This is a genomic window from Adlercreutzia shanghongiae (assembly GCF_035830635.1).
Classification (GTDB): domain Bacteria; phylum Actinomycetota; class Coriobacteriia; order Coriobacteriales; family Eggerthellaceae; genus Adlercreutzia; species Adlercreutzia shanghongiae.
The window spans coordinates 1-24,824 of the sequence record NZ_JAYMFI010000007.1 but is presented as its reverse complement, the minus strand read 5'-3'; the positions used below and the strand labels follow the sequence as shown (position 1 = coordinate 24,824).

Sequence of the window (24,824 nt, the reverse complement as noted above, 5' to 3'; positions counted from 1 at the left end):
GAGTTCCCGGCTACGGTCGGAAGACGGCAGCGCCTAGAGCGCCGCGTCGCGAATCACATCGATGAACTTGGCGCGGTCCCACTGGCCCAAATCGCCCTCGGAGCGCTCGCGCACACTGACGAGCCTCTCCTCCACTTCCTTGTCGCCCATGACGATCATATAGGGGATCTTCTGGCTCTGGGCCTTGGCGATCTTCACCTTCATGGGCTCGTTGGCGTCCATCACCTCCACGCGCCCGCCTGCGGCCTTAAGCTCGCCGGCGAACTCGGCGGCCGCCTCCTTGTGGCGGTCGGCGATGGGAATGACGGCCACCTGCACGGGCGCCAGCCACAGCGGCAGCGCGCCGGCGTAGTGCTCGATCAAGATGCCGAGGAAGCGCTCGATGGAGCCGAAGATGGCGCGGTGCAGCATCCAGGGGGTCTCCTCGGTGTTGTCCTCGGTGCGGTAGGTGAGCCCGAAGCGCATGGGCATGTTGAAGTCGATCTGCACCGTGGAGCACTGCCAGGTGCGCCCGATGGCGTCCTTCACCTTGATGTCGATCTTCGGGCCGTAGAAGGCGCCGTCGCCCTCGTTGATGTCGTAAGCCAAACCGCGGCGCGCGCAGGCCTCCTTCAACGACTCGGTGGCATGCTCCCACATGTCGTCGGTGCCGATGGACTTGTCGGGACGCGTGGATATCTCGGCCTCGTAGGTGAAGCCGAAGGTGCCCATGATGTAGTCCACGAGCTCGAGGATGGCCACCACCTCGTCGACCACCTGTTCTTTGGTGCAGAAGATGTGCGCATCGTCCTGGGTGAAGCCGCGGGCGCGCAGAAGGCCGTGCACCACGCCGGACATCTCGTGGCGGTACACCGTGCCGAACTCGAAGTAGCGCAGCGGCAGGTCGCGGTAGGAGTGCAGGTCGTTCTTGTAGATGATCACGTGCCCCGGGCAGTTCATGGGCTTCACGCCGTACTCGGAGTAGCGCGGCTCCTCGTCGGTGCCCTCGTTGATCTGGAAGAAGTACATGTTCTCGTGGTAGAAGCCGTAGTGCCCCGAGGTCTTCCACACATCGGCGTTGTATATGTGCGGGGTGATGACCTCCTCGTAGCCGCGCTCGTACAGATCGCGGCGCAGCCACTCCTGCAGGGTGCGGATGACGCGGGCGCCCTTGGGAAGGTACAGCGGCAGGCCCACGCCGGCCATGGGCTCCATCATGTAGATGCCAAGCTCCCGACCCAGCTTGCGGTGGTCGCGCTTCTCGGCCTCCTCCAGGTTGCGCAGGTGCTCTTCCAAATCCTTCTTGGAGAAGAAGGCCGTGCCGTAGATGCGGGTGAGCATGTCGCGCTCGGAATCGCCCTTCCAATAGGCGCCGGCCACCTTGGTGAGCTTGAAGGCGCCGATCTTGCCCGTGTCGGGCACATGAGGGCCGCGGCACAGATCGGTGAAGTCGCCCAGCTGGTAGATGGAGATGGTCTCGTCCTCGCCCAGCTCGTCGATGAGCTCGAGCTTGAGCGGCTGGGCGGCGAAAATATCGCGGGCCTCATCGCGAGTCACCTCGCGGCGGACGATTTTAGCTTCGGACTTGGCGATCTCGGCCATGCGCGCCTCGATGGCGGCGAAGTCGTCCGGCGAGACGGAGGCGCCCTCGGGCAGCTCGATGTCGTAGTAGAAGCCGTTCTCGATGGCCGGCCCCACGCCGAACTTCACGCCCGGGTACAGATCGGTGAGCGCCGCCGCCAGAAGATGGGCCGCCGAATGGCGCATGAGATCGAGGCCCTCGTCGCTTTTCGCGGTGACGATGGCCACGGAATCGCCGTCTGAGACGACGGCGTCCAAATCGACGGGCGCATCGTTGACGATGCCGGCCAGGGCGGCGCGGGCCAGGCCCGCTCCGATAGAGGCGGCCACATCGGCAACGGTGGTGCCGTCCTCGAGCTCCTTGGCCGATCCGTCGGGCAGTACGATGTTCATAGAAGAACTCCTTTCCTCGCGCCGGGTGCACACAGAGCACCTGCGCGGTTTCAGCCGAGGCGTTGACTACCTCGGCCCCGTATCGAAGCGCCGGGGTTCCGGCGCTCCCCTATTAAAACAGAGCCGCCGAAGCGACTCTGTTTGAAAGGCAACTTGTTACAAAGCCTAGCCTTGGCTGGAAGGTCGGCTCTGACGAGCGGCGCCGGAGGAGCGACGAGGCCGCGAGGCCTGAGGTGCCGGGGCGCCCACGGGCGTGGCGCAGTAGGGGCACACCGTCCAGGAGGGCTCGAGCGCATGGTTGCAGCGCATGCAGAGGTTCTTCAGCTGCGTGTGGCAGTTCGGGCACAGCACGAAGTCGGCCTCGACCGGATACCCGCAGTTGGCGCACTCGCCGTACTTCATGAGCTGACGCTGCTTGAGCGCAATCTCCAGCTCCTGCTCGTCGCGGTCGAGCTGCAAAAGCGGCGGGCGCAGCAGGCAGTAGGCCACAAGACCCAGCACCGGCACCAGGGCCACCACGGCCCAGATGTACCAGGCCGTGCCGCGCAGGTAGGCGTCGCGCACGACCCATACGATAGACAGCACGTACAGGATAACCAGCAGGACCAAAACCACGGTGAAGGCCGCCTGCATCTCGGGCGTCCACAGCTGGGCTAAAAGCTCGCTCATATCAACCTCTTCTGATTCGAGTGCAATTGATGACGTGTCGGCACATTATAGCAAACTCTGCCCCGGCCTATCCCAGCTCCGCGATTTGTGCATCCAAACGCTGCAGCTTGTCGGTGAGGTCGGCAAGCTTGGCCTTGTCCTTCTCGACGATCTCGGGCGCGGCCTTGGCGAGGAAGCCGGGGTTGGCGAGCTTCTTCTCGAACTTGGCGGCGTCTTTGGCCACCGCGTCGCGCTCCTTTGCCAGGCGGGCCTTCTCAGCCGCGAAATCCACATGGCCGGCGAGCACGATGTAGACCTCGAGACCCGCCCCCAGCACCACGGCTGACTCGGCGGGCTTCACGGCCTCCACGGCCACGTCGAGCTCTTCCACGTTGGCGAGCTGGCCGATGAGGTGGGCCTGGGCGGTAAGCAGGGCGGCATCGTTTTCCGTGGCCACCTTCACGGCCACGGGCAGCGCCGTCTTCGGCGAGATGCCGTAGCGGGAACGGGTAGAGCGAATGGCGCCCACCGCCTCGCACACCATGGCGATGGCGCGCTCGGCGTCCTCGTCCACGTACGGCGCGAGAGAGGCGGCATCGGGCCAAGAGGCCACGATGAGCATGGGCGCGCCCTCCTCCTTCACCGGCATCTCGCCGTACACCTCTTCGGTGATGAACGGCATGATGGGATGCAGAAGACGCAGAATCTGGCCGAGCACGAACACGAGGTTGCGCTGGCAGGCCAGACGGTCGGCCGGATCGGCCCCCTCGGCCAAGCGCGCCTTGGAGAACTCGATGTACCAGTCGCAGAACTCGTTCCACACGAATCCGTAGAGCTCGCGGGTGATGTCGCCGAACTCGAAGTTGTTAAAGCCGGCATCCACCGTCGCCACGATCTTCGCCAGACGCGAGAAGATCCAGCGGTCGGCCGGCGTAATCGGCTCAGGGTCGCCGGGCGTGAAGCCGTCGAGGTTCATGAGCACGAAGCGGCTCGCGTTCTTCACCTTGTTGGCGAAGTTGCGGGAGCTTTCCAGCTTGGCCTCGTTGAAGCGCATGTCCTGGGCGCCGGTCACCTGCATGAGCAGGCCGAACCTCATGCCGTCGGCGCCGTAGTCCTCCATGAGGCGCAACGGGTCCACGCCGTTGCCGCGGCTCTTCGACATGGGCTTGCCGTCGGCGGCCATCACGGTCGGGTGGATGATGACGTCCTCGAAGGGAATGGTCTCGTCGCAGCAGTACATGGAGGCCATGACCATGCGGGCGACCCAAAGCCCCATGATGTCGCGGGCCGTGGAGAGCACCTGCGTGGGGTAGGCGGCGCGCATCTCGAGCGCGTCCATGCCCTCTTCGGTCCAGCCCATGGTGGCAAAGGGCCACAGCTGGCTGGAGAACCAGGTGTCCAGCACGTCCTCGTCCTGGCGCACCGGCGCCCCGCAGACGGGGCACACCTCGATCTCGTCCACCGAGGCGTCCTCCCAGCCGCAGGCGTCGCAGTAGAACATGGGGATACGATGGCCCCACCACAGCTGGCGGGAGATGCACCAGTCCTTCAGGTTGGCGAGCCAGTCCAGGTACACTTGACGCCACCGCGCGGGATGGAACTGCACCGAGCCGTCCTCCACCACGCGGGCCGCGGGCTCCTTCAGGGCGTCCACGGCCACGAACCACTGCTCGGACTCCCAGGGCTCGAGCTTGGTGTGGCAGCGGTAGCAGGTCATGACGGAGTGGTCGTGGTCTTCCACGTGATCGAGCAGGCCGAGCTCGTCGAAGGCGGCAACGACCGCCTCGCGGGCCTCGTTGCGGTCCATGCCGGAGAACTTGCCGTAGCCTTCCACCACGTGCGCGGTCTCGTCGAAGATGTTGATGCGGAAAAGGCCGGCGCGCTCCCCCATGGCCCAGTCGTTGGGGTCGTGGGACGGGGTCACCTTCACGCAGCCGGTGCCGAATTCGGTGTCCACGTGCCAGTCGGCGAAGATGGGAATTTCGCGGTCCACGAGCGGCAGCTTCACCGTCTTGCCCACGAGGTGCCCGAAGCGCTCGTCCTTGGGGTTCACGGCAACACCGGTGTCGCCCAGCATGGTCTCGGGGCGCGTGGTGGCGACAATGAGGTACTCCAGCCCGTCCACGGGCTCGGCGAGCGGGTAGCGCAGGTACCACAAGTGTCCGGACTCGTCCACGTACTCGGCCTCGTCGTCGGCGATGGCCGTGGTGCAGCTGGGGCACCAGTTCACGATGCGCTTGCCGCGGTAGATGATGCCCGCGTGGTACCAGTCGGTGAACAGCTTGCGCACGGCGCGCACGTAGGCCGGCTCTAACGTGAAGTGCTCGTCGTCGTAATCGCAGGAGCAGCCCATGCCCTTGATCTGGTTCACGATGGTGGTGCCGTACTCGTCGCGCCACTTGTAGCATTCCTCGATGAAGGCCTCGCGCCCGATTTCCAGGCGGGAGATGCCCCGCTCGGCCAAGCGCTTGTCCACCTTGGTCTGGGTGGAGATGCCCGCATGGTCGGTGCCGATGATCCAGCGCGTTTGGAACCCGCGCATGCGGGCGCGGCGGATGCAGGCATCCTGGATGGTGTCGTTCAAGGCATGGCCCATGTGCAGCACGCCGGTGATGTTCGGCGGCGGGATGACGATGGTGTAGGACTCGCCGCCGTGCTCGCCGCGACCGGGCGTGCGGCGGAAGTAGCCGGCCTCTTTCCAAGCCTCGAAGATGGGGCGCTCCATGGCGGCGTAGTCGGTGGACTTCTTCTTGTCCTCGGACATGGGGCTCAAACCTCGCTTTCCCTGTTAACTGCTTGATATAGCAAGGCGGACGGCGCGCTTTTGCCGTCCGCCTTCATTGCCTTGGGCGATTATCGCACATGTGGCCCTGCTCGTTAGGCAGAAAGGGCCGCCTGCTCGCGCTTGTCGGCCCGCGCGACGATTTCCGGACGGGTGTCGCCGGTAATATCGCTCGCGCGCACGGTAACGGCCGTGGCGTCCTTGTGCTCGGGCAGATCGTACATGACGTCCATGAGCACGCGCTCGCAGATGGAGCGCAGGCCGCGGGCGCCGGTGCCGTGCTCCACCGCCTCATGGGCGATGGCGGTGAGGGCCTCAGGCTCGAAGGTGAGCGCGGAGTTCTCGAACTCGAACATGCGCGTGTACTGCTTCACGAGCGCGTTCTTCGGCTCGACGAGGATGCGGACCAAGTCTTCCTCGGACAACTCGTTCAACGACGTGATGACCGGGATGCGGCCCACGAACTCGGGAATCATGCCGTACTTGTTCAAGTCCTCGGGAAGGACCTTCTTCAGAAGCTCGGCCTCGGACTCCTTCTTGGAGGCGGGAAGCTCGCTGCCAAAGCCGAGGGACGTGGTGCCCACGCGCTGGGCCACGATATCGGCCAGGCCCACGAAGGCGCCGCCCAAGATGAACAGGATGTTCGTGGTATCGATGGGGATGAGCTCCTGCTGGGGGTGCTTGCGGCCGCCTTGGGGCGGCACGGAGGCCTCGCAGCCCTCGACGATCTTCAGAAGCGCCTGCTGCACGCCCTCGCCGGATACGTCGCGGGTGATGGAGAGGTTCTCGGCCTTGCGGGCGATCTTGTCGATCTCGTCGATGTAGATGATGCCGATCTCGGCCCGGGGCACCTCGAAATCAGCCGCCGTGATGAGCTTGAGCAGGATGTTCTCCACATCCTCGCCCACGTACCCCGCCTCGGTGAGCGTGGTGGCATCGGCGATGGCGAAGGGCACCTTCAGCGTGCGGGCCAAGGTTTGGGCCAGAAGGGTCTTGCCCGAGCCCGTGGGGCCGATGAGCATGATATTGCTCTTGGCGAGCTCCACGTCGCCCTCTTGGGCGGCGGCGCCCATGGAGATGCGCTTGTAGTGGTTGTAGACGGCTACCGACAGGGCGCGCTTGGCCTCTTCCTGGCCGACGACATGCTCGGACAGGCGGGCGTACAGCTCGTGGGGCGTGGGCAGATCTCCCAGCACCTCGGCCGGCGTGGGGGCGTCGTCCACCACGGGGCTCGCGTCGCGCTCCGCCTGGGCGGCGGGCGGGTTCATCCAGCCCATGCGGCGCGGGTCTTCCTCGAGCATCTCCACTTCCTGGGCCATGGCATAGCCCATGTCCCGCATCATGGCGTCGGCACATACCGAGATGCACTCGTCGCAGATGTAGATGCCGTTGGGACCGGAGATCATGGCGTTGACCTGGTCTCCGGTCTTGCCGCAGAAGGCGCAGAAATAGTTGTCGGTGGGGCCGAAGTTTTCGTGACGGTGGTTCATGGGGTCCTATTCGCTCTTCTTCTCGCCGGGCATGGCGCCGTGGTGGTAAATGATTTCGTCGACAAGACCGTAGGCCTTGGCCTCTTCGGCGGTCATGTAGTTGTCGCGCTCGGTGTCCAGCTGGATTTTCTCGATGTCCTGGCCGGTGTTCTCGGACAGGATCTTATTCAGGCGCTTGCGGGTCTTCAGCATGAAGTCGGCCACGATGGCGATCTCGGTCTGCTGGCCCTGGGCGCCGCCCAAAGGCTGGTGGATGAGCACCATGGAGTTCGGCAGCACGAAGCGCTTGCCCTTGGTGCCCGAGGACAAGAGCACCGCGGCCATGGAGGCGCACTCGCCGATGCAGATGGTGGACACGTCGCACTTGATGAAGTTCATGGTGTCCAGGATGCCGAGGCCGGCCGTGACCGAGCCGCCCGGCGAGTTGATGTACAGGGAGATGTCCTTGTCCGGATCGGTGGCCTCCAGGTGCAGAAGCTGCGCCACGACGGAGTTGGCCACATGGTCGTCGATCTGCTCGCCGAGGAAAATGATGCGGTCGTTGAGCAGGCGGCTGTAGATGTCGTAGCTGCGCTCGCCCCGCGGCGACTGCTCAATGACGTAGGGAATGAGGGCGTTGCTCACGCGTTCGATGCCCATGGGTGCCTCTCTTTCGCAAATAGGGCCGCGCTCAGGCGGCCTGTCCATAGTTCAGAATCATATTGCTATACATCCGTTCGCAATGCAAGCGAAACGCGCAAATGAACACAGCAGAGACCGCTTGAGGTCAAAGAAGTGCTCAACCACAGTTGACGGTAGGGAGACACGAGGTGTTCTGACCGAGCGAGTTCCGCAGCGACTGAAACAGTCCAGTGGACTGTTTCACCAAGCGAGGACTGTCTGAGCGAATCAGAATGCCGCGTGGCTCCCCCACAGGCGTGTCCCAACAAGAAGGGCGGGATACCCCGCCCTTCCAAAAAAGCACAAGAACCAGAAAGGTTACTCAGCGGCCTCTTCGTCCTTCTTGGCAGCCTTCTTCTTAGCGGTCTTCTTGGCCGACTTCTTCTCCTCAGCGGCCTTAGCGGCGAAGTCCACCTCGGTCACGCTCGCGTTCTCCATGAGGTCCTCGATGGCCTTGCTCCGGAGCAGACCGGTGCGGATGAGGTGCAGACGCCCCGCCTCGCGCCACTCCTGCTCGAGGGCCGCGGGATCCTCGGCGCCGCTCTTGGCGAACTCGGCGGAGATGTCCTCGTCAGTGACCTCCATGTTGTTGTGGCGGGCCCAGGCCTCAAGAGCGAGCTCTTCCTTCACATGGTCGGCGGACTGGGCCTTCAGGTCGGCCTTGAACTGGTCGGGGGTGATGCCCTGGCTGCCCAGGTACGCGTCGAAGGTCATGCCGGCCTGCTGCAGCTGGCCGAAGAAGTCCTGGAGCAGCGAGGTCTCGGCCTCTTCCACCATGGCCTCGGGCACGTCGCCCTCGACGCGCTCACGCAGCTCCACCATGATGTTGTTCTCCTTGATGCGGGGCATCATGTTGCCCTTCTGCATCTCGAGGGACTCCTTGATGCGCTCGCGCATATCCTCGACGGACTCAAAGCCCATGGTCTCTTTGGCCCACTCGTCGGTGATCTCGGGGGTGGCCTTCTTCTTCACCACGTTGCAGGTGACCTCGAAGGTGACCGTCTTGCCGGCCTGGCCGGCCAGGAGCACGGCCTGCTCGTCGGCGGGGACATCCAGGGTGAACTCCTTGGTCTGGCCCTTCTTCATGCCGAGAATCTCGGCGTCGAAGGCCTCGGAGAACATGCCGGTGCCCGGGCCGAACAGACGGGACTCGCTCGTGAGGGAGGCGATCTCGTTGCCCTCGGCATCGGTGGCCTTCATGGTGAGGTCGGCGTAGTTCTCCGGCTTCATCTTCGTGGCGGCAGAGGCGTCCTCGTAATCGGTGTAGTGCTCGGCCATGGCCTGCATCTGCTCATCGATCTCGGCCTCGGTGGCCTCGGCGAAGGGCATCTCGATGGCCACCGGCTCGTAGCTGGAAAGCTCCACCTCGGGGCGCGTCTCAATGGTGAAGGCGTACTCGTAGGGCTCGCCGGCGCGCACAAGATCGGTGTCCTCCATGGAAGGACCGCCCACCGGGGACAGCTTCGCTTCGTCGATGGCGGCGGCCCAGGTGCTGTTGAGCAGCTCGTCGGTGACGGTGGCCGCCACGGCCTCGGCGCCGAGCGCGTTGTCGATAACCGGGCGCGGGGCCTTGCCCTTGCGGAATCCCGGGAAGTTGTACTTGCGAGCGAAGTCCTTGTAGGTTTTCTTGATGCGGCCGTCGATATCGGCGGCGTCAACGGTGACGGTGACCTTGACCTTGTTGCCCTCCAGGGACTCAACCTTAGTTTCCACGAATAGTTCCTCCATCGTACTCTTACGGGGGCGCGGGCGAAAAAAGCGCCTCGCGCTGTCACTTCTCTCGGCGACTCTTCAGGCGAATCGCCCGCAGAAGCGCACGGCTCGCTATTATGACACAACCCCCGACCCTCGGCTACCGTTTGCCGGGAGCCTATCGGCAATTTCACACAAGAAGGCCCGCCGAAGCGGGCCTTCCACAGCAAGCGGGGCTCTCGGCTCCCTTAGCTGAGCTCGTGGTAGGCGAAGGAATCCTTGCCGAGCTGCACTTCCTTGCCCTCCTTGATGAGCTGGCGGTACTCGGCCGTGGCCGTGAACAGCACGTCGGACGAGGAGTTCAGGCCGGTCTCGCAGGAGTCCTGGATAACACCGATGATAAAGCCGATGGCCACGACCTGCATGGCGACGGAGTTGTCGATGCCGAACAGCGCGCAGCACATGGGGATGAGCAGAAGGGACCCGCCGGCCACGCCGGAGGCGCCGCAAGCGGACACCGCGGCGAGCACGCAGAGGATGACGGCGGTGATGGGGTCGGGCATGATGCCGAGGGTCTGGCAGGCGGCCATGGTCATGACCGTGATGGTGACCGCAGCACCCGCCATGTTGATGGTGGCGCCGAGCGGGATGGACACCGAGTAGTTGTCCTTGTTCAGGCCCAGCTTGCGGCACAGCTCCATGTTAACGGGAATGTTGGCGGCAGAGCTGCGGGTGAAGAACGCCGTGAGGCCGGAGTCCTTCAGGCAGCGCAGCACCAGCGGGTAGGGGTTCTTGCGGGTGCAGATCCACACGATGAGCGGGTTGGTGCCCAAAGCGATGATGGCCATGCAGGCCACGAGCACGAGGATGAGGTGGCCGTACTCGGTGAAGATCTCCAGGCCCGACGTGCTCACCGAGGTGTACACCAAGCCGAGAATGCCGAAGGGCGCCATGTTGATGACCCAGCGGACCACCTTGGAGACGGCGTCGGACACGGCCGAGAACACGTCTTTGACCTGCTGGCTCGTCGCGCGCAGAGCGATGCCGATCATGACGGCCCAGGCGAGGATGCCGATGTAGTTGGCGTTGGCCAGGGCATCCACCGGGTTCGACACGACGTTCATGAGCAGGGTGGTGAGCACCTCCCCGATGCCCTCGGGCGCCGCCTGCTCCACCATGGAGGAGGTGTCAAGCGTAAGGGCCGTGGGGAACAGCTCGCTGCCGATAAGGGCCACGATAGCGGCCACGAGCGTGCTGATCACGTACAAGATGATGACCATCTTCATGTTGCCGGCGCCCTTGGCGTTGCAAAGCGCGCTGATAACGAGGAAGAACACGAGGATGGGGGCCACAGCCTTCAGGGCGCCGACGAACAGGGAGCCGAGAAGGATGACAACCTCGCCGAAGGCGCTCTCGGCGCTGCCGGGGAATGCGACGGCGAGCACCACGCCGATGGCCAGGCCAACGAGAATGCGCTTGATGAGGCTGACCTCGTTGTACTTCTTGATAATACCGGGAACTGCCAAGGCACTTCTCCTTTCATCGCGCACAGCGCAAGACGCTGCGCCTGTTCACGGGGAAAGGGCCTCAAGTCCCATGAACTGGATGGTGCGGGCGAAAGGACTTGAACCTTCACGGGGGTTGCCCACCAGAACCTAAATCTGGCGCGTCTGCCAATTCCGCCACGCCCGCATTCCTACAGAAAACGGTGAGTCGAACCTCACCAGATTCGTTAATGATAGCAAAGAAACGAGGGCGGCACGTTCACAATCCGGATAGGCGATTTGGAGCGGACGAGTGGTATGGAGAAGAAAAAAGAGCCCGCCGAAGCGGACTCTTCAAAAGTCTGGCTCCCCGGGTAGGATTCGAACCTACAACCCTCCGGTTAACAGCCGGATGCTCTGCCGTTGAGCTACCGAGGAATAATGGCTTCGGGCCTTTGCCCTTACGCGCAAGATAGCATTATAACGAAGGGGAACGTCTTTGCAAGACCCAATTTTCCCCGACGGCAAAATTAATTGCGGCGCACAAGGTAGCAGCAGTGTATGCGGGGGTTCCGCTCGAAATCGTGCGGGATGGTGCTCGCCGTGATGTCCTCGAGCGCAACGCCGTAACGGGCCAGGGCCTCGATATCGGGCTTGAAGGTGCGCAGATTGCAGGAGAACACCGCCACACCGTCCTCGGCCAGAAGCCGCGTAACGCCGATGAGCAGCTCCACGTGGTCGCGCTGCACGTCCCAGGTGCGCCGGCCCATGGCCTTGGAGTTCGAGAAGGTCGGCGGGTCCACGAAGATGAGGTCGTAGCGCTCGTTGGCCCTGCGCGCCTCGGATATCCAGCGAATCACGTCGGCGCGCACCAGGCGGTTGGAGGCCGCCGCTTGGGGACGTCGGCCCTTCGGGGCGCCTCTCCCCTCGCGGTGCTTGGCTCCCAGCGTGCCGGCCATCTCCCACGTAAAGCCATTGGCCTCAAGATTGCGCGCGGCCCAGTCGAGGTAGGTTTGGGAAAGATCGACCGTGGTCGTCTCGGTCGCGCCTCCGGCAAGAGCGTGCAGCGTGGCCACACCGGTATAGGCGAACAGGTTCAAGAAGCGCTTGCCCGCAGCCATCTTCCCCACCAGCTCGCGGGTGACGCGATGGTCGAGGAAGATGCCGGTGTCCAGATACCCGCCGAGGTCTATCTCGCAGAGAAGGCCGTCCTCGGTGGTGCGCGTCACGAAGCTGCGATGGCCCGCATCGCGGTACTGGCCGCCGCCCCGAGCGCGCTTGCGGGCCTTCGAGAACACGTTGTCCGGCAAGATGCCCAGCACGACAGGAACAAGGGCGAGCACGTCCTCGAAGCGGGCGCGGGCCGTGGCCTCGTCCACGGATTTCGGCGCCTGGTACTCGGCCACATGGGCGAACAGCGCTCCCCTATCGGCACCGGCGCCCTCGTACAGGTCGATGGCGCAGGCGTACTCAGGCAGATCGGCGTCGTAGAGCCGATAGCAGCGAACAGCTTCCCGGGCCGCCCATTTGCGGCGCTCGCGGAAGACCTTGCGCAGACGCGCGGCGAACTGGGCGGCGTTGGCGTCGTTCACCTCGACGCTCACATCGGTGCCGCCAGCCGGGTTGGCCACCGCAATGGTCACCGGCTCGCGGGGCGGCAGATCGAACACTTCGATGATCGTCTCCGAGCGACCGCGTCCGACATTGAGGACGGTGGCGGGCGCCTCCTTGAACTTCGACGCCATGTCCCCCAGGCCGGCGAAGGCGAAGCGCGAGCCGGCCGGTGCTGTGCGCGACGCGCTCACGCAGGCCGTACGGGCCGCTATCGCCTCGGCGTCGCCGTCGGCGCGAAACGCCGAGGCCACGCTCGCAACGCGCAGCGGGGCGTCCGGCGCCTCGGCGGCCCGGGCCCGCTCGCGCGCCCGGGCCTCGCAGCGCGCATCGGCCTCGTCCAGAAGATGGGCCCACGCGCTCTCGGGAAAGGCCGCCCAGCCCGTGAAGCCCCAGCGCTCGCGCAGAAGCCCCGGCGCCCGGTCCTCGCGGACCTCGGCGGCCTCGCGGGCCAGGATGCCGTCGTCTTCCACGGGGTCGCAGAACCGAAAGCCCTCGCCGAAGCGCTCGGCGGCGCCGGAAAGGGCCAGAAGCGCCGCCGCCTGGGCCACCACCGAGGGCGCCTCCTCGCTCGCCGCGCCTTCCAAGTAGCCCCGCCGCGTCAGCGAGCGCCCGGAAAGGTCGAGGGAGAGCGTCGCCCTGCCCTCGCGCACGCGCACCTCCACCAGCGCATCGGGGCGGTGCGTGTCCACATCGGGCCGTAAGCCGCGCTTCTCGCTCAGGCGGTCGCACAGGGCGTCTTTCACCTTCAAGGAGGTGAACTGGGTGTTGCGCAGCTCGCCGTTGGTGCCGCTCGCCCGCACGGCGATGCTCGCCGCAGGCGCGATCACCTCCTCCCAGGGCAGCGCCCGCACCCCGGCGTACAGCGCATCGGCGCTCGCTGCGTCCACGCGCCCCACGGCAACATTGACGCGTCCCGAAAGACGCGACCAGAGGCACACCTTAAGGGCGCGCTCGGCACTTCCGTAAAAGGCCACCCCGCCCTTGAGGGGGCGCACCTTGCGCACCCCCAGCGCGCGCAGCTCATCGGCGAGCAGCGACTCAGCCCCCGGCAAGCAGGTGGCGAAAAACTCATAGGATTCAAATGTGCCCAAAGGGGACTCCCGTCTCAGCCGACTATATGCGATCGGCCAGCTTGTAGCCGATGCGCCAAACGGTAATAAGATAGCACGGCTTGGAGGGGTCATCTTCTATCTTCTCGCGAATCTTGCGCACCATGACGGTAATGGAGTTGGGGTCGGCGGCATCCTTGCTGCCCCAGAGAGCCTCGAGAATCTGGTCGCGCGTGAACACACCGCCGGCATCGGAGGCAAGCACTTCCAAAAGCTCGATCTCGCGCGAGGAGAGGGCCACCGACTCGCCCCGAAGGCGCACGTCGTACTTGCCGGGATGAATCTCCAGGTCGCCCACGCGGAACACCTCGGGATGCGCGCCGCGCTCCGCCCCCTCGTGCCCGCTGTACCTCTTGCGGCTGCGCAGATGGGCGTTCAGGCGCAGCAGCAGCTCTTCTGGCTGGAAGGGCTTCACCAGGTAATCGTCGGCACCGGCCTTAAAGCCGATGGACTTGTCCACGATGTCGCCTTTGGCCGTGAGGAACATGATGGGTATCCTGCGTCCCTCGGCGCGAAGCGTCTCGCAGATCTCGAACCCGTTGGTATCGGGGAGCATGACGTCCAGAATGAGAAAATCGGGACGCTCGGCACGGAGCATCTCCAGGCCGTCTTTTCCATTTCCGGCACAGCAGTAGTCGTAGTTGCCCCGCAGGGCTATCTGCTCGATGAGCACCTGCATCGATTCATCGTCGTCGATAAGCATGACCTTAGTCATCGATTCCCCCCTCAAAGGCAACGGGCACGTAGAGCGAAAACGTCGAGCCCTCGCCCGGCGCGCTCCTCAGCGTAACACAGCCCTCCAACATCGCGACCAGATCTCGCACAAGAGAAAGGCCCAGGCCGCTTCCGCCGTATCGTCTCACGGTACTCATATTCTCCTGCCTGAAGCGCTCGAACACGAGAACATGCTTGTCAGCGGGAATTCCAATGCCCGAATCGGTTACCGTGATGGCGACCACGCCGCCGCCCGACGGGACTTCGCCGCCGATGAAGGTAGCGCTGCGCCACCGATCGCTTCGGAGCAGCTGGGCCGGGCTCTCGTATTCCACCTCCAGCGTCACGCGCCCTCCCGACGGCGTGAACTTCACCGCGTTGCTCACCAGGTTGACGATGGCGCGGCGCAGCTTCTCCCAATCGCTTTCAATGAGCGGAACCGCCGCTGAGACGCGGGTCTCGAACAAGACGCCCTTCTTTACCGCCACGGGGCTCATGGCCGCCTCGATCATGCCGACGATATCGTTCAGGTCGATGAGCTCAAGGTTGACCGACTCGGATCCCGCTTGAATGCGCGCGCATTCAAGGACGTTGTCCACCATCTCCAGCAAAAGCGCGCCGTTCTTGTCGATCTCGTCGAGCTGCTTGACCGCCGCCTCGTTATCGGGAGATATCTCCTGCTCCAGCAAATCGGTGAAGGCGAGAATGGAGGTGAGCGGCGTGCGCAGCTCATGGCTGACAATGGCCAGAAAGTCGGATTTGTACCGGCTGTCGCGCTGGAGCCGCTCGTTGATTTCCTCGACGCGCTTGCGCTGCTGCTCGAGCTCGTCGTTGGCGCGCTGAAGCTGCTCGGTGCGCTCGGCCACCTGCGACTCGAGGCTGTCATAGAGGGTGTTCAGGCGCTCGGCCATGGACCGGTACTGCTCGACCAGGCCGTCTATCTCGCGTGTGGTGAAAAGCGGGGAGGAGTCCAACGACCCCGCGATCAGCGGAGCCTCCTCGCCCGCGGGCCCCAGACTCCCCTTCGTCCCGCTCGGGGACGACTGGTCGGCCACGCGGGAGAAGGCGGAGCGAAGCGCCGTGAGCGGCTCGGTCACCATGCGGCTGATGACGACGTAGATGATGACGACCATAGCGGTGGCGACCAGCAGGAAGAACACGACGTTGGTCGCCACGGCGGCCCTCATGCTCTCCAAAGCCGATTCGGCGGGAACAACCACCGAGACCGCTCCGGCCACGTCGCCCACGTCCCAGCCCTCTTTCATATAGCCCGTCTCGTCGATCTCGCCGGCGGGCCGTCCGTGGCAGTCCACGCATGCGTCAGAGACCTTCATGACCTCGACGTAGCGAAAGACAGGCTTTCCGCCCTCCTCTTCGAATCCCCACATCTCGCTTGCCGAGCTATCCCGGAGAAAGGTCTCGAGGGCTGCGGTTTCGTAAGTATCGGGGCGGTTGTAGATGTTGCGCGGGTTCAGATTGGTGAAGCGGATGGAGTACTCGCTTCGCTCGGAGAACAGCGCCGCGACGGACTTGCCCGCAATGGCGCAGTGAATGCCCTTATAGTCGTAGGCGCCGTCCGAATCGTAGTTGATGGTGTTCTGGTTCAACGAGATGAAATCCCAAACGGCATCCATCTCCGCCACGAGCACACGCGATTCCTCGAGCAGCTCGCGCTCGGCGCGCTGCCGCTGGTCCTCGTAGGCGTAGAAGAGGAAGACGACGGTGATGAGGACGAGCACGGCCGTCAAAAGGCCGATGAGCTTCGTGCGAAGGCCCGTCTTCCTGCCGACTCCCTCGAGACTCACATCAGTTCCTAGCGCTCGACGGCGTAGCGCGTCACATCAATCTGCTCGACGGCCTCGGCCTTAAGCACAACCGCCAAGCGCGCGAGCGCATCGGCGCATATCGCTGCCACAGCGCGATAGTAGTCGGTCTGGGCGCGCCGCCTCAGGTTCTCAAGATACACCGGCGCGAACACGAGAAGGTGCTCCGAGGCAAAGGCGCGCGCCTCGTCGACGGCGCCTCGACCCATGAGCGTGCCTACGAGCATGAACTCAAGGCCCGCATGGTCCTCGGGTTCGTTGAGGTCGGAATCAACACGCAGGCCCGCGTCGGCCAGGCGCGTGCGCACATCGAACAAGGTATCGCCGAACATAATGGCCTCGTCGGTGCGGTACACCGACTCGTAGGGGGACGTCTTGCTCTGCCCCGTCATTCTGAAGAGATAAGTGTGGTCGAGGTGGATCGCACGGGCCAAATCGGCCGCGCCGTCCTCCGCTTCGCCGGCCCGGACGAGCACCTGCTCAAGCTCTCGCGAGCCCGCAGGCGCTATCTCGGTGAAGGGCGGCTCGGCGAACACCGCCCTCTCGGCTACCAAATTCGCGACATCGTCCGCGGACGGGGTGTGGTAGAGGGCCCATCCGCACCAATTCAGGAGAGCCTCCCACGCCTGGGCCTCCTCGGAAGTCATCGTGCTCTGCATTTCCTCCCCTTTCGAAAAGGCGGCTGGCAAGGTTGCACCCTACCAGCCGCGTTTCTGCTAGACACGTGGAGCGCCCTTGCGCTCATGCGAGCCAGAAGCCCCTTACTCTTCGGAGGAAACTTCCGCCGGGTTCATCAGCGTTCCGCCCTTCGAGGCATCGCGATGAAGGGAGAATACCACATTCGGGCTCGTCTCGTCGGGAAGCTCGCCGATCTTGTTGGCGCCATCGGGATGCTTCTCGCGCAGCTCGTCGATGGGGCCGAACTCGAGGCAGCGCATGGGACAGGCCTTCGCGCACGCCGGATCGGGCGTGGCATCGGGGCTCTCGTCGGTGCACATGACGCACTTCCAGGAAAGCCCGTCGGCGAACTGCTGGGGATGATGATAGGGGCAGGACTTCTGGCAGGTCATGCACCCGATGCAGAGGCTCTTGTCGTTGTTCACCAAGCCCAGTTCCTCATCCTTTTGCATAGCGCCCGTGGGGCAGTTGGCCACGCAGGCCGGATTGTCGCACTGGCCGCACGTCATGGATGCGTAGTAGGTGAACGACGTGGTCGTGAAGGCGCCGGCATCGTCTTGCTCCCACTCGCCGCCGCCGAACTCGTACACCTTGCGGAACCTCAGGGGCACTTCGAGGTTCTGGCGATCGAAGCAGGCGGTCATGCACGCCTTGCACCCGATGCAGATGTCAGTGTTTACATAGAAGCCATATTGAGTCATTGCGGGTCCCCCTCTTAGGCCTTCTCGATCTTGCACAGGTTAGAATGGACGCCGTTGCCCTTGGCGATAGGCGTCGGGCGCATGGAGGTGAGCACCGAGATGCAGCCTCCCTTGTCGAGCACCGACGGGTCGCCCAAGGTGGCGGCGTCGCGGCTCTCGGGATCGTACCAGGCACCCTGCGGGATGCTCACCACACCGGGCATCATGCGATTGGTCACCTTCGCGGTCATCTGGGAGCGGCCGCGCACTGTGGACACGATGACGACATCGTCCTGCTCGATGCCCAAGTTGGCGGCATCCTGCTCGCTGATCCAGCACTGCTGCGGCGCGACCTCGCTCATCCACGCCACGTTGCCATAGGAAGAATGGGTGCGCGTCTTGTAGTGGTGGCCGATGAGCTGGAACGGGTAGTCCTTGCGCAGCGGGTCGCCGTAGCCCTCGAAGCTGTCGTAGTAGATGGGAAGCGGCGTGATCTGGTCGAGCCCGTCGTCGGGCACGAAGCCGTCGCCGGTGAGGTCCCACTGCTTCGAGAGGTTGAAGGCCTGCTTCGAGAACACCTCGTACTTGCCGGAGGGCGTGGCGAGCTCGTCGGGCATGGGGGCGATGCTCGGCTCGTGGTCGTCGGTCTGCTTAAAGAGGCCCGTGCTCCGGAACTCCTCGAAGGTGGCGGGCAGGGCGGCTCCGGCCTCCATGCCCTGGTCATAGCACCACTCGAGCCAGTCGAGCTGGGTCTTGCCCTCGGTGAACTCGTCTTTGAGGCCGAGCTTGTCGGCGATGAGCGTCACGATCTCGTAAATGGGCTTTGCCTCGAACATCGGCTCGATGGCCGCGGTCTCGATGCAGACGAAGCCCGTCCAGCCGGTGCCGCCGGAGGTGATGTCGTCCTCCTCGAAGGGGGTGGTGCCCGGCAGGATGATGTCGGAGATCATGGCCGTGGGCGTCAGCCACGGATCGACGGTCACGATCATGCGCACGCCGAAATCCTTCTCATCGGGCAAGTTGCAGATATTGAGCATCTCGTTGATGTCGGCATGCTGGCCCATCATGACGTTGGAGCCGTAGTTCCAAATGAACTTGATCGGGGCCTTCAGCTTGATGGTGCCCGGCTCTTCGGCGTAGCTGGTAACACCGTTCTCATCGATATGGCGAATGCCCCAGGTGGCGTCGTTCATCGACTGGTAGTCGACGATGGCCTGGTACCAATCGAAGAACGACACGCACACGTCCACCGTGTTCTTCTCGGGGAAGCACGGGATGGCCGTGGGCACCGGATAGGGCACGCCGCCTACCGCCTCGCGGGCACCGGTACCGCCTCCGGACAGGCCCACATTGCCCGTAATGGCCGCGATAAGGCCGATGGCGCGCGTGTTGTTGCCGCCGTTGGAGTGGCGCTGCGGGCCCCAGCCCTGGATGGTCGCCGTCGGATGGTCCATGAAGATATCGGCAAGCTCGCGAATGGTGTCGGCGGGGATGCCGGTGATGGCAGCGGCCCATTCGGGCGTCTTCTCGCCGGTTCCCTCGTAGGCGCCCGTGCCCTTCAGGTACGCCTCGTAGGACATGTCCTTGTCGGGCATGAGCGTGCCGGACTTGTCGAGGCCCATGAATGCCGTGCTCTTCGGCTCGGCGAGCTTCACGTCCTCCACGAACGTATCGGAGAAAAAGCCCACGAACTTGTCGCGGATGAGCTGCTCGTCGAGCTTGTTCTCGGTGAACAGATAGTGAATCATGCCCGCTACCAACGCCATGTCCGTGCCGGGGCGGATGGGGATCCAGCGATTGGCGATGCCCACGGCGGTGTCGGACAGGTGCGGGTCCACCACGATGATGTTGGCCTCGGGGTTCTCCAGGCGCACCTGGGTAATGAGGTACTGCATGGCAGAGCCGGACATGCGCGTGTTGGCCGGGTTGTTGCCGAACAAGATGATGTTCTTGGAGTTCACGAGGTTCATGACGTCGTTGTTCGACCAAGCATCCCCGTTGAGCAGCGGCAGATCCCAGGTGATCTGACCGGTGGAGTAGTCGGCGTACTGGCGCAGGTAGCCGCCCCATAGGTTCATGAGGCGCGCGAACACCGTCTGGTCGGGATGCCACGATTTGGAAACGGTGCCGCCGAGCACGCCGGTGCCGTACTGGATGTAGAAGGCGTCGTTGCCGTACTCTTCCTTGATCTGCTTCATGGTCGTCGCGATCAGGTCGATGGCCTCGTCCCAGGAGATTTCCTCGTACTTGCCCTCGCCGCGCTTGGTGCCCTCGACGCGCTTGAGCGGCGTCTGGATACGCGTGTCGTTGTAGATGCGCTGGCGGTTGGTGCGCCCGCGCACACAGGAGCGGAGCTGCTGGATTTTATTCGGGCCGACCTCGTCCTCGCCCTCGTTGTCCACCGAGATGCGAATGACGGTTCCGTCCTTGGCGTACACCTTGAGCGGGCAGCGACTTCCGCAGTTCACATGGCAGCCGGACCACGTCATCGTGTCGTAGTCCAAAGGCTCGCCACCAAGCTCGAGCTTAGCGGCCTCGTCGCCTTGCGAGTCCTTTGCCTCGTTAGGGCTGCAGGCAGTAAGGGCCAGCCCGGCCCCCATCAAGCCAGACAGCGCCATGAAGGACCGACGGCTGATGCGGGCAGTTGCGGATGCAGTCTTTTCCATAGACTCCCCTTTCTTTGTTTCGATGAGAGTCCGAAAGGGACCCTCCCTCGAGGCAAGAGTCTAGCGCTCAATGTATGGAACCTCCATGAGTGTTCGCTGCATCTTTTCTTATCCAATTCTTATCAAGATATTGCGTCCCAGCTCAAAGCCGCGCCCACGACGCAAGAAAGAAGAAGGCCGGCGCAGGGCCGGCCTTCTCATTGTTAGTCTTCCAGATAGTCCTTGAGCTTGCTGGAGCGCGAGGGGTGCCGCAGCTTCGCCAGGGTCTTGGACTCGATCTGGCGGATGCGCTCGCGGGTAACGCCGAACTCGCGGCCCACTTCCTCCAGCGTGCGCGGGTGGCCGTCTTCCAAGCCGAAGCGCAGGCTGATGACCTTGCGCTCGCGCTCGGCCAGGCCCTCGAGCACCTTTGCCAGCTGCTCCTGCAGCATGCTGAAGCTGGCGGCATCGGGCGGCACCACGGCGGCGTCGTCCTCGATGAAGTCGCCGAGCTGGGAATCCTCCTCCTCGCCGATGGGAGTTTCCAGGCTCACCGGCTCCTGGGAGATCTTCTGAATCTCGCGCACGCGCTCGGCCGTGAGGCCCATCTCCTCGCCGATCTCCTCCGGGGTTGGCTCGCGGCCAAGCTCCTGGAGCAGCTGGCGCTGGATGCGCACGAGCTTGTTGATGGTCTCCACCATGTGCACGGGAATGCGGATGGTGCGGGCCTGGTCGGCGATGGCGCGGGTGATGGCCTGGCGAATCCACCAGGTGGCGTAGGTGGAGAACTTGAAGCCCTTGGTGTAGTCGAACTTCTCCACCGCGCGGATGAGGCCCAGGTTGCCCTCCTGAATGAGATCGAGGAAGAGCATACCGCGACCCACGTAGCGCTTGGCGATGGACACGACCAGGCGCAGGTTCGCCTCGATGAGTTGCTGCTTGGCGTCCAGGCCCACCTGCTCGATGCGGGAGAGGCGGCGCTTCTCGCGGCGATCCAGCTCGATGCCGTCGTCCTCGGCCTTCTCCAGCTCTTCGGTGGCGGCCACGCCGGCCTCGATCTTCATGGCCAGGTCGATCTCCTCGGCGGCGGTGAGCAGCGGGACCTTGCCAATCTCCTTCAGGTACATGCGCACCGGGTCGCCCGTGAGCATGGTCACGCCGGCATCGGGATTGCGCTTTGCACGATTGCGGGCGCGGGCCTTGGTGCGGGGCGTCACCTTGGGAAGGGCGCCGGCCTCCACCGTGGCCTTCAGCTCTTCCTCAGGGATTCCGTCGAGCAGGTCCTCTTCGGAATCGATGCCCGCCTCGATCTTGTCTTCCGTGAGGTTGTCGGAAGACGAGTCGTTCGCGGCGGTCGCCGGCGGCTCGGCGTTTTCCATATCGTCGTCGTCCAGGTCGTCCTCAATCTCCTCGGCCACGGCCTCGGTCAGGATCTCCTCGACAATCGCTTCGTTTTCTTGCTCAGGATTCTTCTTTGCAGCATTTGCCACGCGATGGTCCTTTCTCTGGCGTCTGCACCTGATTTTGGGCATGAGAATGCAATTCTGGCGCAGAGATACAGCAGAGAAGAATACTACAAACGCGAAGGCCCTTCAAGGGAAAACCGGCGAGAAGTTCGCATCTTACAGCTATGCGAGATTTCGGTTGAATTTTATGTTCATCCGTACACCGCCTTCTTTTCTCAAGACTCAGCTGAACACGTTCGGCTGAGTTCGGTAGCAACCTTCCCCGGGAGCGGCGCCGAGGCGACGCCGCGCGAGCGGAAGGAGCCCCCCGAGTCCGGGAAGAGAAGGCGGAGAAGGTACTCCCTGGACCGACTGTTACTCCAGCTCTCCCGTTGCATAGGCATCGTAGATGGCCTCAGGGGAATCGTAATAGAAGCTGCCGTTGTAGTCGTCGATGAGGGTACTGACGGGCGACCGGTAGGCCCGTAGCAGAGCCTCAGGCAGATCGACGCCCTCGCGATCGGCGATGGCTAAAACAAGGCGCTTGTACACCTTCCCCACATCCCAATGGGAGGGAACGGCGTAGCGGGCCGCGGCCACGTTGTCGAAAGACCCCTCGCCAATGGCTGCCTCTTCGATAAAGCCATCGCTTACGGCATCAATATTGTCGCTGTGGTACACATCGGCCAACTCGATAATGCGGCCCAATCGCGAGGAACCGAGGGCCTCTGCCACATCCACGCGGCGGTTCTTCGTCTTCCGCGCAATGTAGTCGATGAGGCTGCACGCGAAGAACACGTCGTTTGCCTGGCGACTCTCACGCCCTGCCATGGCCGACCTCCTCGCATCTGACGAACTCCAACGATTGCAGCGCCGCCTCCGTGCAGAAGGCAATCTGGTGCGTGGGGTATTTGAACTTGGCAAGGGACCAGAACTGCTCTCGCGTGAGAGCCCCCTCGATGTAGTCGGAAACATAGTTGTACACCTGATCGTCGGCCATGGCTCCGATGACCACATCATGGCCATGGGGCTCGCCGTGGCGACAGGCGACGATAAAGTCGAGCCATTCCTCAGTCATCTCGCGAAACTCAAGAATGTCGAGACCTTCAGCGAAGCGCACGGTATAGGTGTTAACGCGCGGCACCGGCATGCGAAGCGCCCAGCGCTCAGCCTGCTCGCGCATGACCGTGCAGTAGAACCCTGGGCCGAAATCCTTGGTGTAGCGCCCAATGCGCACCTCCGGGCATTCGACCACGTCCCCGCTGCCGTGGTACACCGTCATGAGAGCCATGGAAACCGTGCTCCTTTCTGAGAAAGAACTCATTATACCGCACCGCCAACGCCAAAAATGGCCGAGGCCCGAAGCGTCAGGCCTCGGGCCTCGGATGAGAGGCGGGTTGTACTCGTTGAAGCAGCCGCAAGATCGGCAGTGCTACCCGCGGGCGCGGCGGCGCGCTGCCATGGCGGCGGCCAGGGCGCACGCGGCGAGGGCGGCGGTGGCCGCGGGCACGGCGGCCGGGGCGCCGTCGCCTGTCTGGGCCAGGCGGGTCGTGGACTTGGCCGCGCCCTTCGCCGGGGCCTTCGCCGTCGGGTCGGCCACGGTGTAGGTGGCCTCGATCACGCGCTCGGTGCCGTCGGGCATGGAGTACACGGCCGTCACCTCGTAGGCCCCGGCGCGGCGGGGGTCGATGGCGTCAACTTCCTTATCGCCGTGCATGATGGTGACTGCCACGCTGCTGGCGTCGGCCGGGAAGCCCTTGCGGGAGCCGAAGCGCTTGGCCAGGTCGCGGACGATGTCGTCCTTGTCCATGGCCACGCCCGTCGCGTCCAGCGGCAGGGCCACGGCCTCGGAGAATGCCACCGTGCGCTTCGGGGCCGGGCTGGCGGTGCCGCCGTTGGAGCCGCCGTTGCCGGAGCCAGAGCCGCTCCCGTTGCCGGCGCCGTTGTTGGAGCCGGAGTTGCCCGCACCAGAGCCATTCCCGTCGTCGGGCCGAGAAGCGGACGCATCCGCAATGGAGAACTCCAGGACCTTCTCACCTTGATACTTGCCTTTGCCCGTCACGACGACAGAGGCCTTTCCTGGACGCACATTATCTCGATAGGACACGGTGTAATCACGCCCCTCTTCAAGATCCTCGACGGCGAGCGGATGGTCAATGTGGCAATTTGCGCAGTTGAGATTGGACGACACCTCGACCGCCGGGCGAATCGGCTCCCCTGTGTACTCCCACTTCGCCCCAGACTTTGGATCGGCATATTCCACATCACATGCGGCGATGGGCCAGCATTGAATTCTCGCGAGCTCGTACACAGCAGCAGTCCGCGCCGGAATCTCGTCGGATCGGTATTTCGCGCCCGTGGCCTTATCCACCCAGCGCCACGTCTCCGCCACGCCGGAAAAACCACCATGCTGGCCAACGTAGATGTCGTCAGGAAGCGAACCGGCCCAGTCACCCTTCTCCCCCACTTTGACCGTTTTAAGGGAATAACACGCCTTCAACATGTTGTTGCTATTCTTCACGTTGGTCATATCGAACTTCGATACATCGAGAGAGGCCAACGAGGAGCACGCAAAGAACATGCCGCCCATGTTCGTCACTTTGGAGGTGTCGAACTTTGAAACGTCGATGGCCTGCAGCGAACGACAGCCCGAGAACATGCTGCTCATACTTCTCACTTGCGCGGTATTGAACCTTGAGAGGTCCACAGATCTCAGCGAGGAGCATCCCGAGAACAAAGACCCCATGTCGGTCACATTTGCGGTATTGAACACGGAGCCGTCAACGGACTTCAGGGAAGCGCAGTTCAGGAACAGGCCATTCATGTTGGTTACGGCATCTGTCTTGAACGAACCGGGGAACACGACCGATGACAGCGAAGAGCAGTCCCGGAACATTTTCTCCATGTTCGTCAGCTTGCTCGACTCAAAACGGGGCAAGCTCACATTCGTGAGCGAAACGCAGCCCGAGAACATATAGCTCGCGTCGGCAACCTGGGAAACATCCAGTCCCGACAGGTCGATGCTCTTCACCTTTGACATCCCGAAAAACCAACTCCCAAGAGAATGCGGTGCCACACCAGGCTCGATTACCACCTCGGTCACATAGGCAGCACGCTCTACCGCCACAGAGTCGCCGCACCTACAACCCGAGCCTCCATTCGTGCAGATGGCCACCACCTGATCTTTGGACGGCTCTGGATAGCTGGGGTCAAGAGCGTCTCCGTTCTGAATCACCAGGGTGTAAGACTTTTCATGGGGATTGTCGTAGAAGATGGCGTAAATCCCTTGGGCTGCCACTCCTTCATCATCCACCGCTAGCGCCGCCGGCACCAGTGCCATCGAAACCGCGAGCGTGACGGCCGTCGCCATCGCTGTCGCGCCAACGATCTTCAGGGCCCTGGCCCTA

17 protein-coding genes and 2 tRNA genes are annotated in these 24,824 nt (G+C 63.6%); all 19 read right to left on the bottom strand.

Features of this window, described 5'->3' with window-relative positions:
* Positions 1-33: 33 nt before the first annotated feature.
* Positions 34-1,953 (bottom strand): threonine--tRNA ligase, encoded by a 1,920-nt coding sequence (gene thrS, locus VJ923_RS04040; RefSeq protein WP_326438812.1) that lies wholly within the window; start codon positions 1,951-1,953, stop codon positions 34-36.
* 165 nt (positions 1,954-2,118) lie between these two features.
* Positions 2,119-2,622, bottom strand: coding sequence for a zinc ribbon domain-containing protein (locus VJ923_RS04035; RefSeq protein ID WP_326438810.1), 504 nt, complete (start codon positions 2,620-2,622; stop codon positions 2,119-2,121).
* Positions 2,623-2,689: 67 nt separating this feature from the next.
* Positions 2,690-5,365 (bottom strand): valine--tRNA ligase, encoded by a 2,676-nt coding sequence (locus tag VJ923_RS04030; protein WP_326438808.1) that lies wholly within the window; start codon positions 5,363-5,365, stop codon positions 2,690-2,692.
* Positions 5,366-5,478: 113 nt separating this feature from the next.
* Positions 5,479-6,873: an ATP-dependent Clp protease ATP-binding subunit ClpX gene (gene clpX, locus VJ923_RS04025; RefSeq protein ID WP_326438806.1), complete on the bottom strand. Its 1,395-nt coding sequence runs from the start codon at positions 6,871-6,873 to the stop codon at positions 5,479-5,481.
* A gap of 6 nt (positions 6,874-6,879) precedes the next feature.
* A complete protein-coding gene (clpP, locus tag VJ923_RS04020) occupies positions 6,880-7,512 on the bottom strand; it encodes an ATP-dependent Clp endopeptidase proteolytic subunit ClpP (RefSeq protein ID WP_326438804.1) in 633 nt (210 codons plus the stop codon).
* Positions 7,513-7,851: 339 nt separating this feature from the next.
* Entirely contained in the window at positions 7,852-9,246 is a 1,395-nt protein-coding gene (tig, locus tag VJ923_RS04015; protein WP_326438802.1) for a trigger factor, read from the bottom strand.
* A 227-nt stretch (positions 9,247-9,473) separates the two neighbouring features.
* Complete coding sequence (gene sstT, locus VJ923_RS04010; protein ID WP_326438800.1) at positions 9,474-10,751, bottom strand: serine/threonine transporter SstT; 1,278 nt, start codon at positions 10,749-10,751, stop codon at positions 9,474-9,476.
* Positions 10,752-10,831: 80 nt separating this feature from the next.
* Positions 10,832-10,917 (bottom strand) — tRNA-Leu (locus VJ923_RS04005).
* Positions 10,918-11,072: 155 nt separating this feature from the next.
* Positions 11,073-11,147: transfer RNA gene (locus VJ923_RS04000), tRNA-Asn, on the bottom strand.
* A gap of 92 nt (positions 11,148-11,239) precedes the next feature.
* Complete coding sequence (locus tag VJ923_RS03995) at positions 11,240-13,414, bottom strand: THUMP domain-containing protein (RefSeq protein WP_326438798.1); 2,175 nt, start codon at positions 13,412-13,414, stop codon at positions 11,240-11,242.
* A 22-nt stretch (positions 13,415-13,436) separates the two neighbouring features.
* A complete protein-coding gene (locus tag VJ923_RS03990; RefSeq protein WP_326438796.1) occupies positions 13,437-14,147 on the bottom strand; it encodes a response regulator transcription factor in 711 nt (236 codons plus the stop codon).
* Positions 14,140-15,951, bottom strand: a complete 1,812-nt coding sequence (locus VJ923_RS03985) for an ATP-binding protein (RefSeq protein WP_326438794.1) — start codon at positions 15,949-15,951, stop codon at positions 14,140-14,142. Before VJ923_RS03985 ends, VJ923_RS03990 begins: the two co-directional genes overlap by 8 nt.
* An 8-nt stretch (positions 15,952-15,959) precedes the next feature.
* Positions 15,960-16,628, bottom strand: a complete 669-nt coding sequence (locus VJ923_RS03980; protein ID WP_326438792.1) for a TorD/DmsD family molecular chaperone — start codon at positions 16,626-16,628, stop codon at positions 15,960-15,962.
* A 102-nt stretch (positions 16,629-16,730) separates the two neighbouring features.
* Complete coding sequence (locus VJ923_RS03975; protein ID WP_326438790.1) at positions 16,731-17,348, bottom strand: 4Fe-4S dicluster domain-containing protein; 618 nt, start codon at positions 17,346-17,348, stop codon at positions 16,731-16,733.
* A gap of 14 nt (positions 17,349-17,362) precedes the next feature.
* Positions 17,363-19,993 (bottom strand): DMSO/selenate family reductase complex A subunit, encoded by a 2,631-nt coding sequence (locus VJ923_RS03970; RefSeq protein WP_326438788.1) that lies wholly within the window; start codon positions 19,991-19,993, stop codon positions 17,363-17,365.
* 203 nt (positions 19,994-20,196) lie between these two features.
* Complete coding sequence (rpoD, locus tag VJ923_RS03965; RefSeq protein WP_326438786.1) at positions 20,197-21,462, bottom strand: RNA polymerase sigma factor RpoD; 1,266 nt, start codon at positions 21,460-21,462, stop codon at positions 20,197-20,199.
* 330 nt (positions 21,463-21,792) lie between these two features.
* The gene (locus tag VJ923_RS03960; RefSeq protein ID WP_326438784.1) at positions 21,793-22,248 is read right to left on the bottom strand and encodes a hypothetical protein; all 456 of its coding nucleotides are present in this window, start codon (positions 22,246-22,248) and stop codon (positions 21,793-21,795) included.
* On the bottom strand, positions 22,235-22,708 hold the full coding sequence (locus VJ923_RS03955) for a DUF3990 domain-containing protein (protein ID WP_326438782.1): 474 nt from the start codon (positions 22,706-22,708) through the stop codon (positions 22,235-22,237). Before VJ923_RS03955 ends, VJ923_RS03960 begins: the two co-directional genes overlap by 14 nt.
* Before the next feature lie 141 nt (positions 22,709-22,849).
* A partial coding sequence (locus VJ923_RS03950; RefSeq protein ID WP_326438780.1) for a BspA family leucine-rich repeat surface protein occupies positions 22,850-24,824 on the bottom strand: 1,975 nt, incomplete at its 5' end.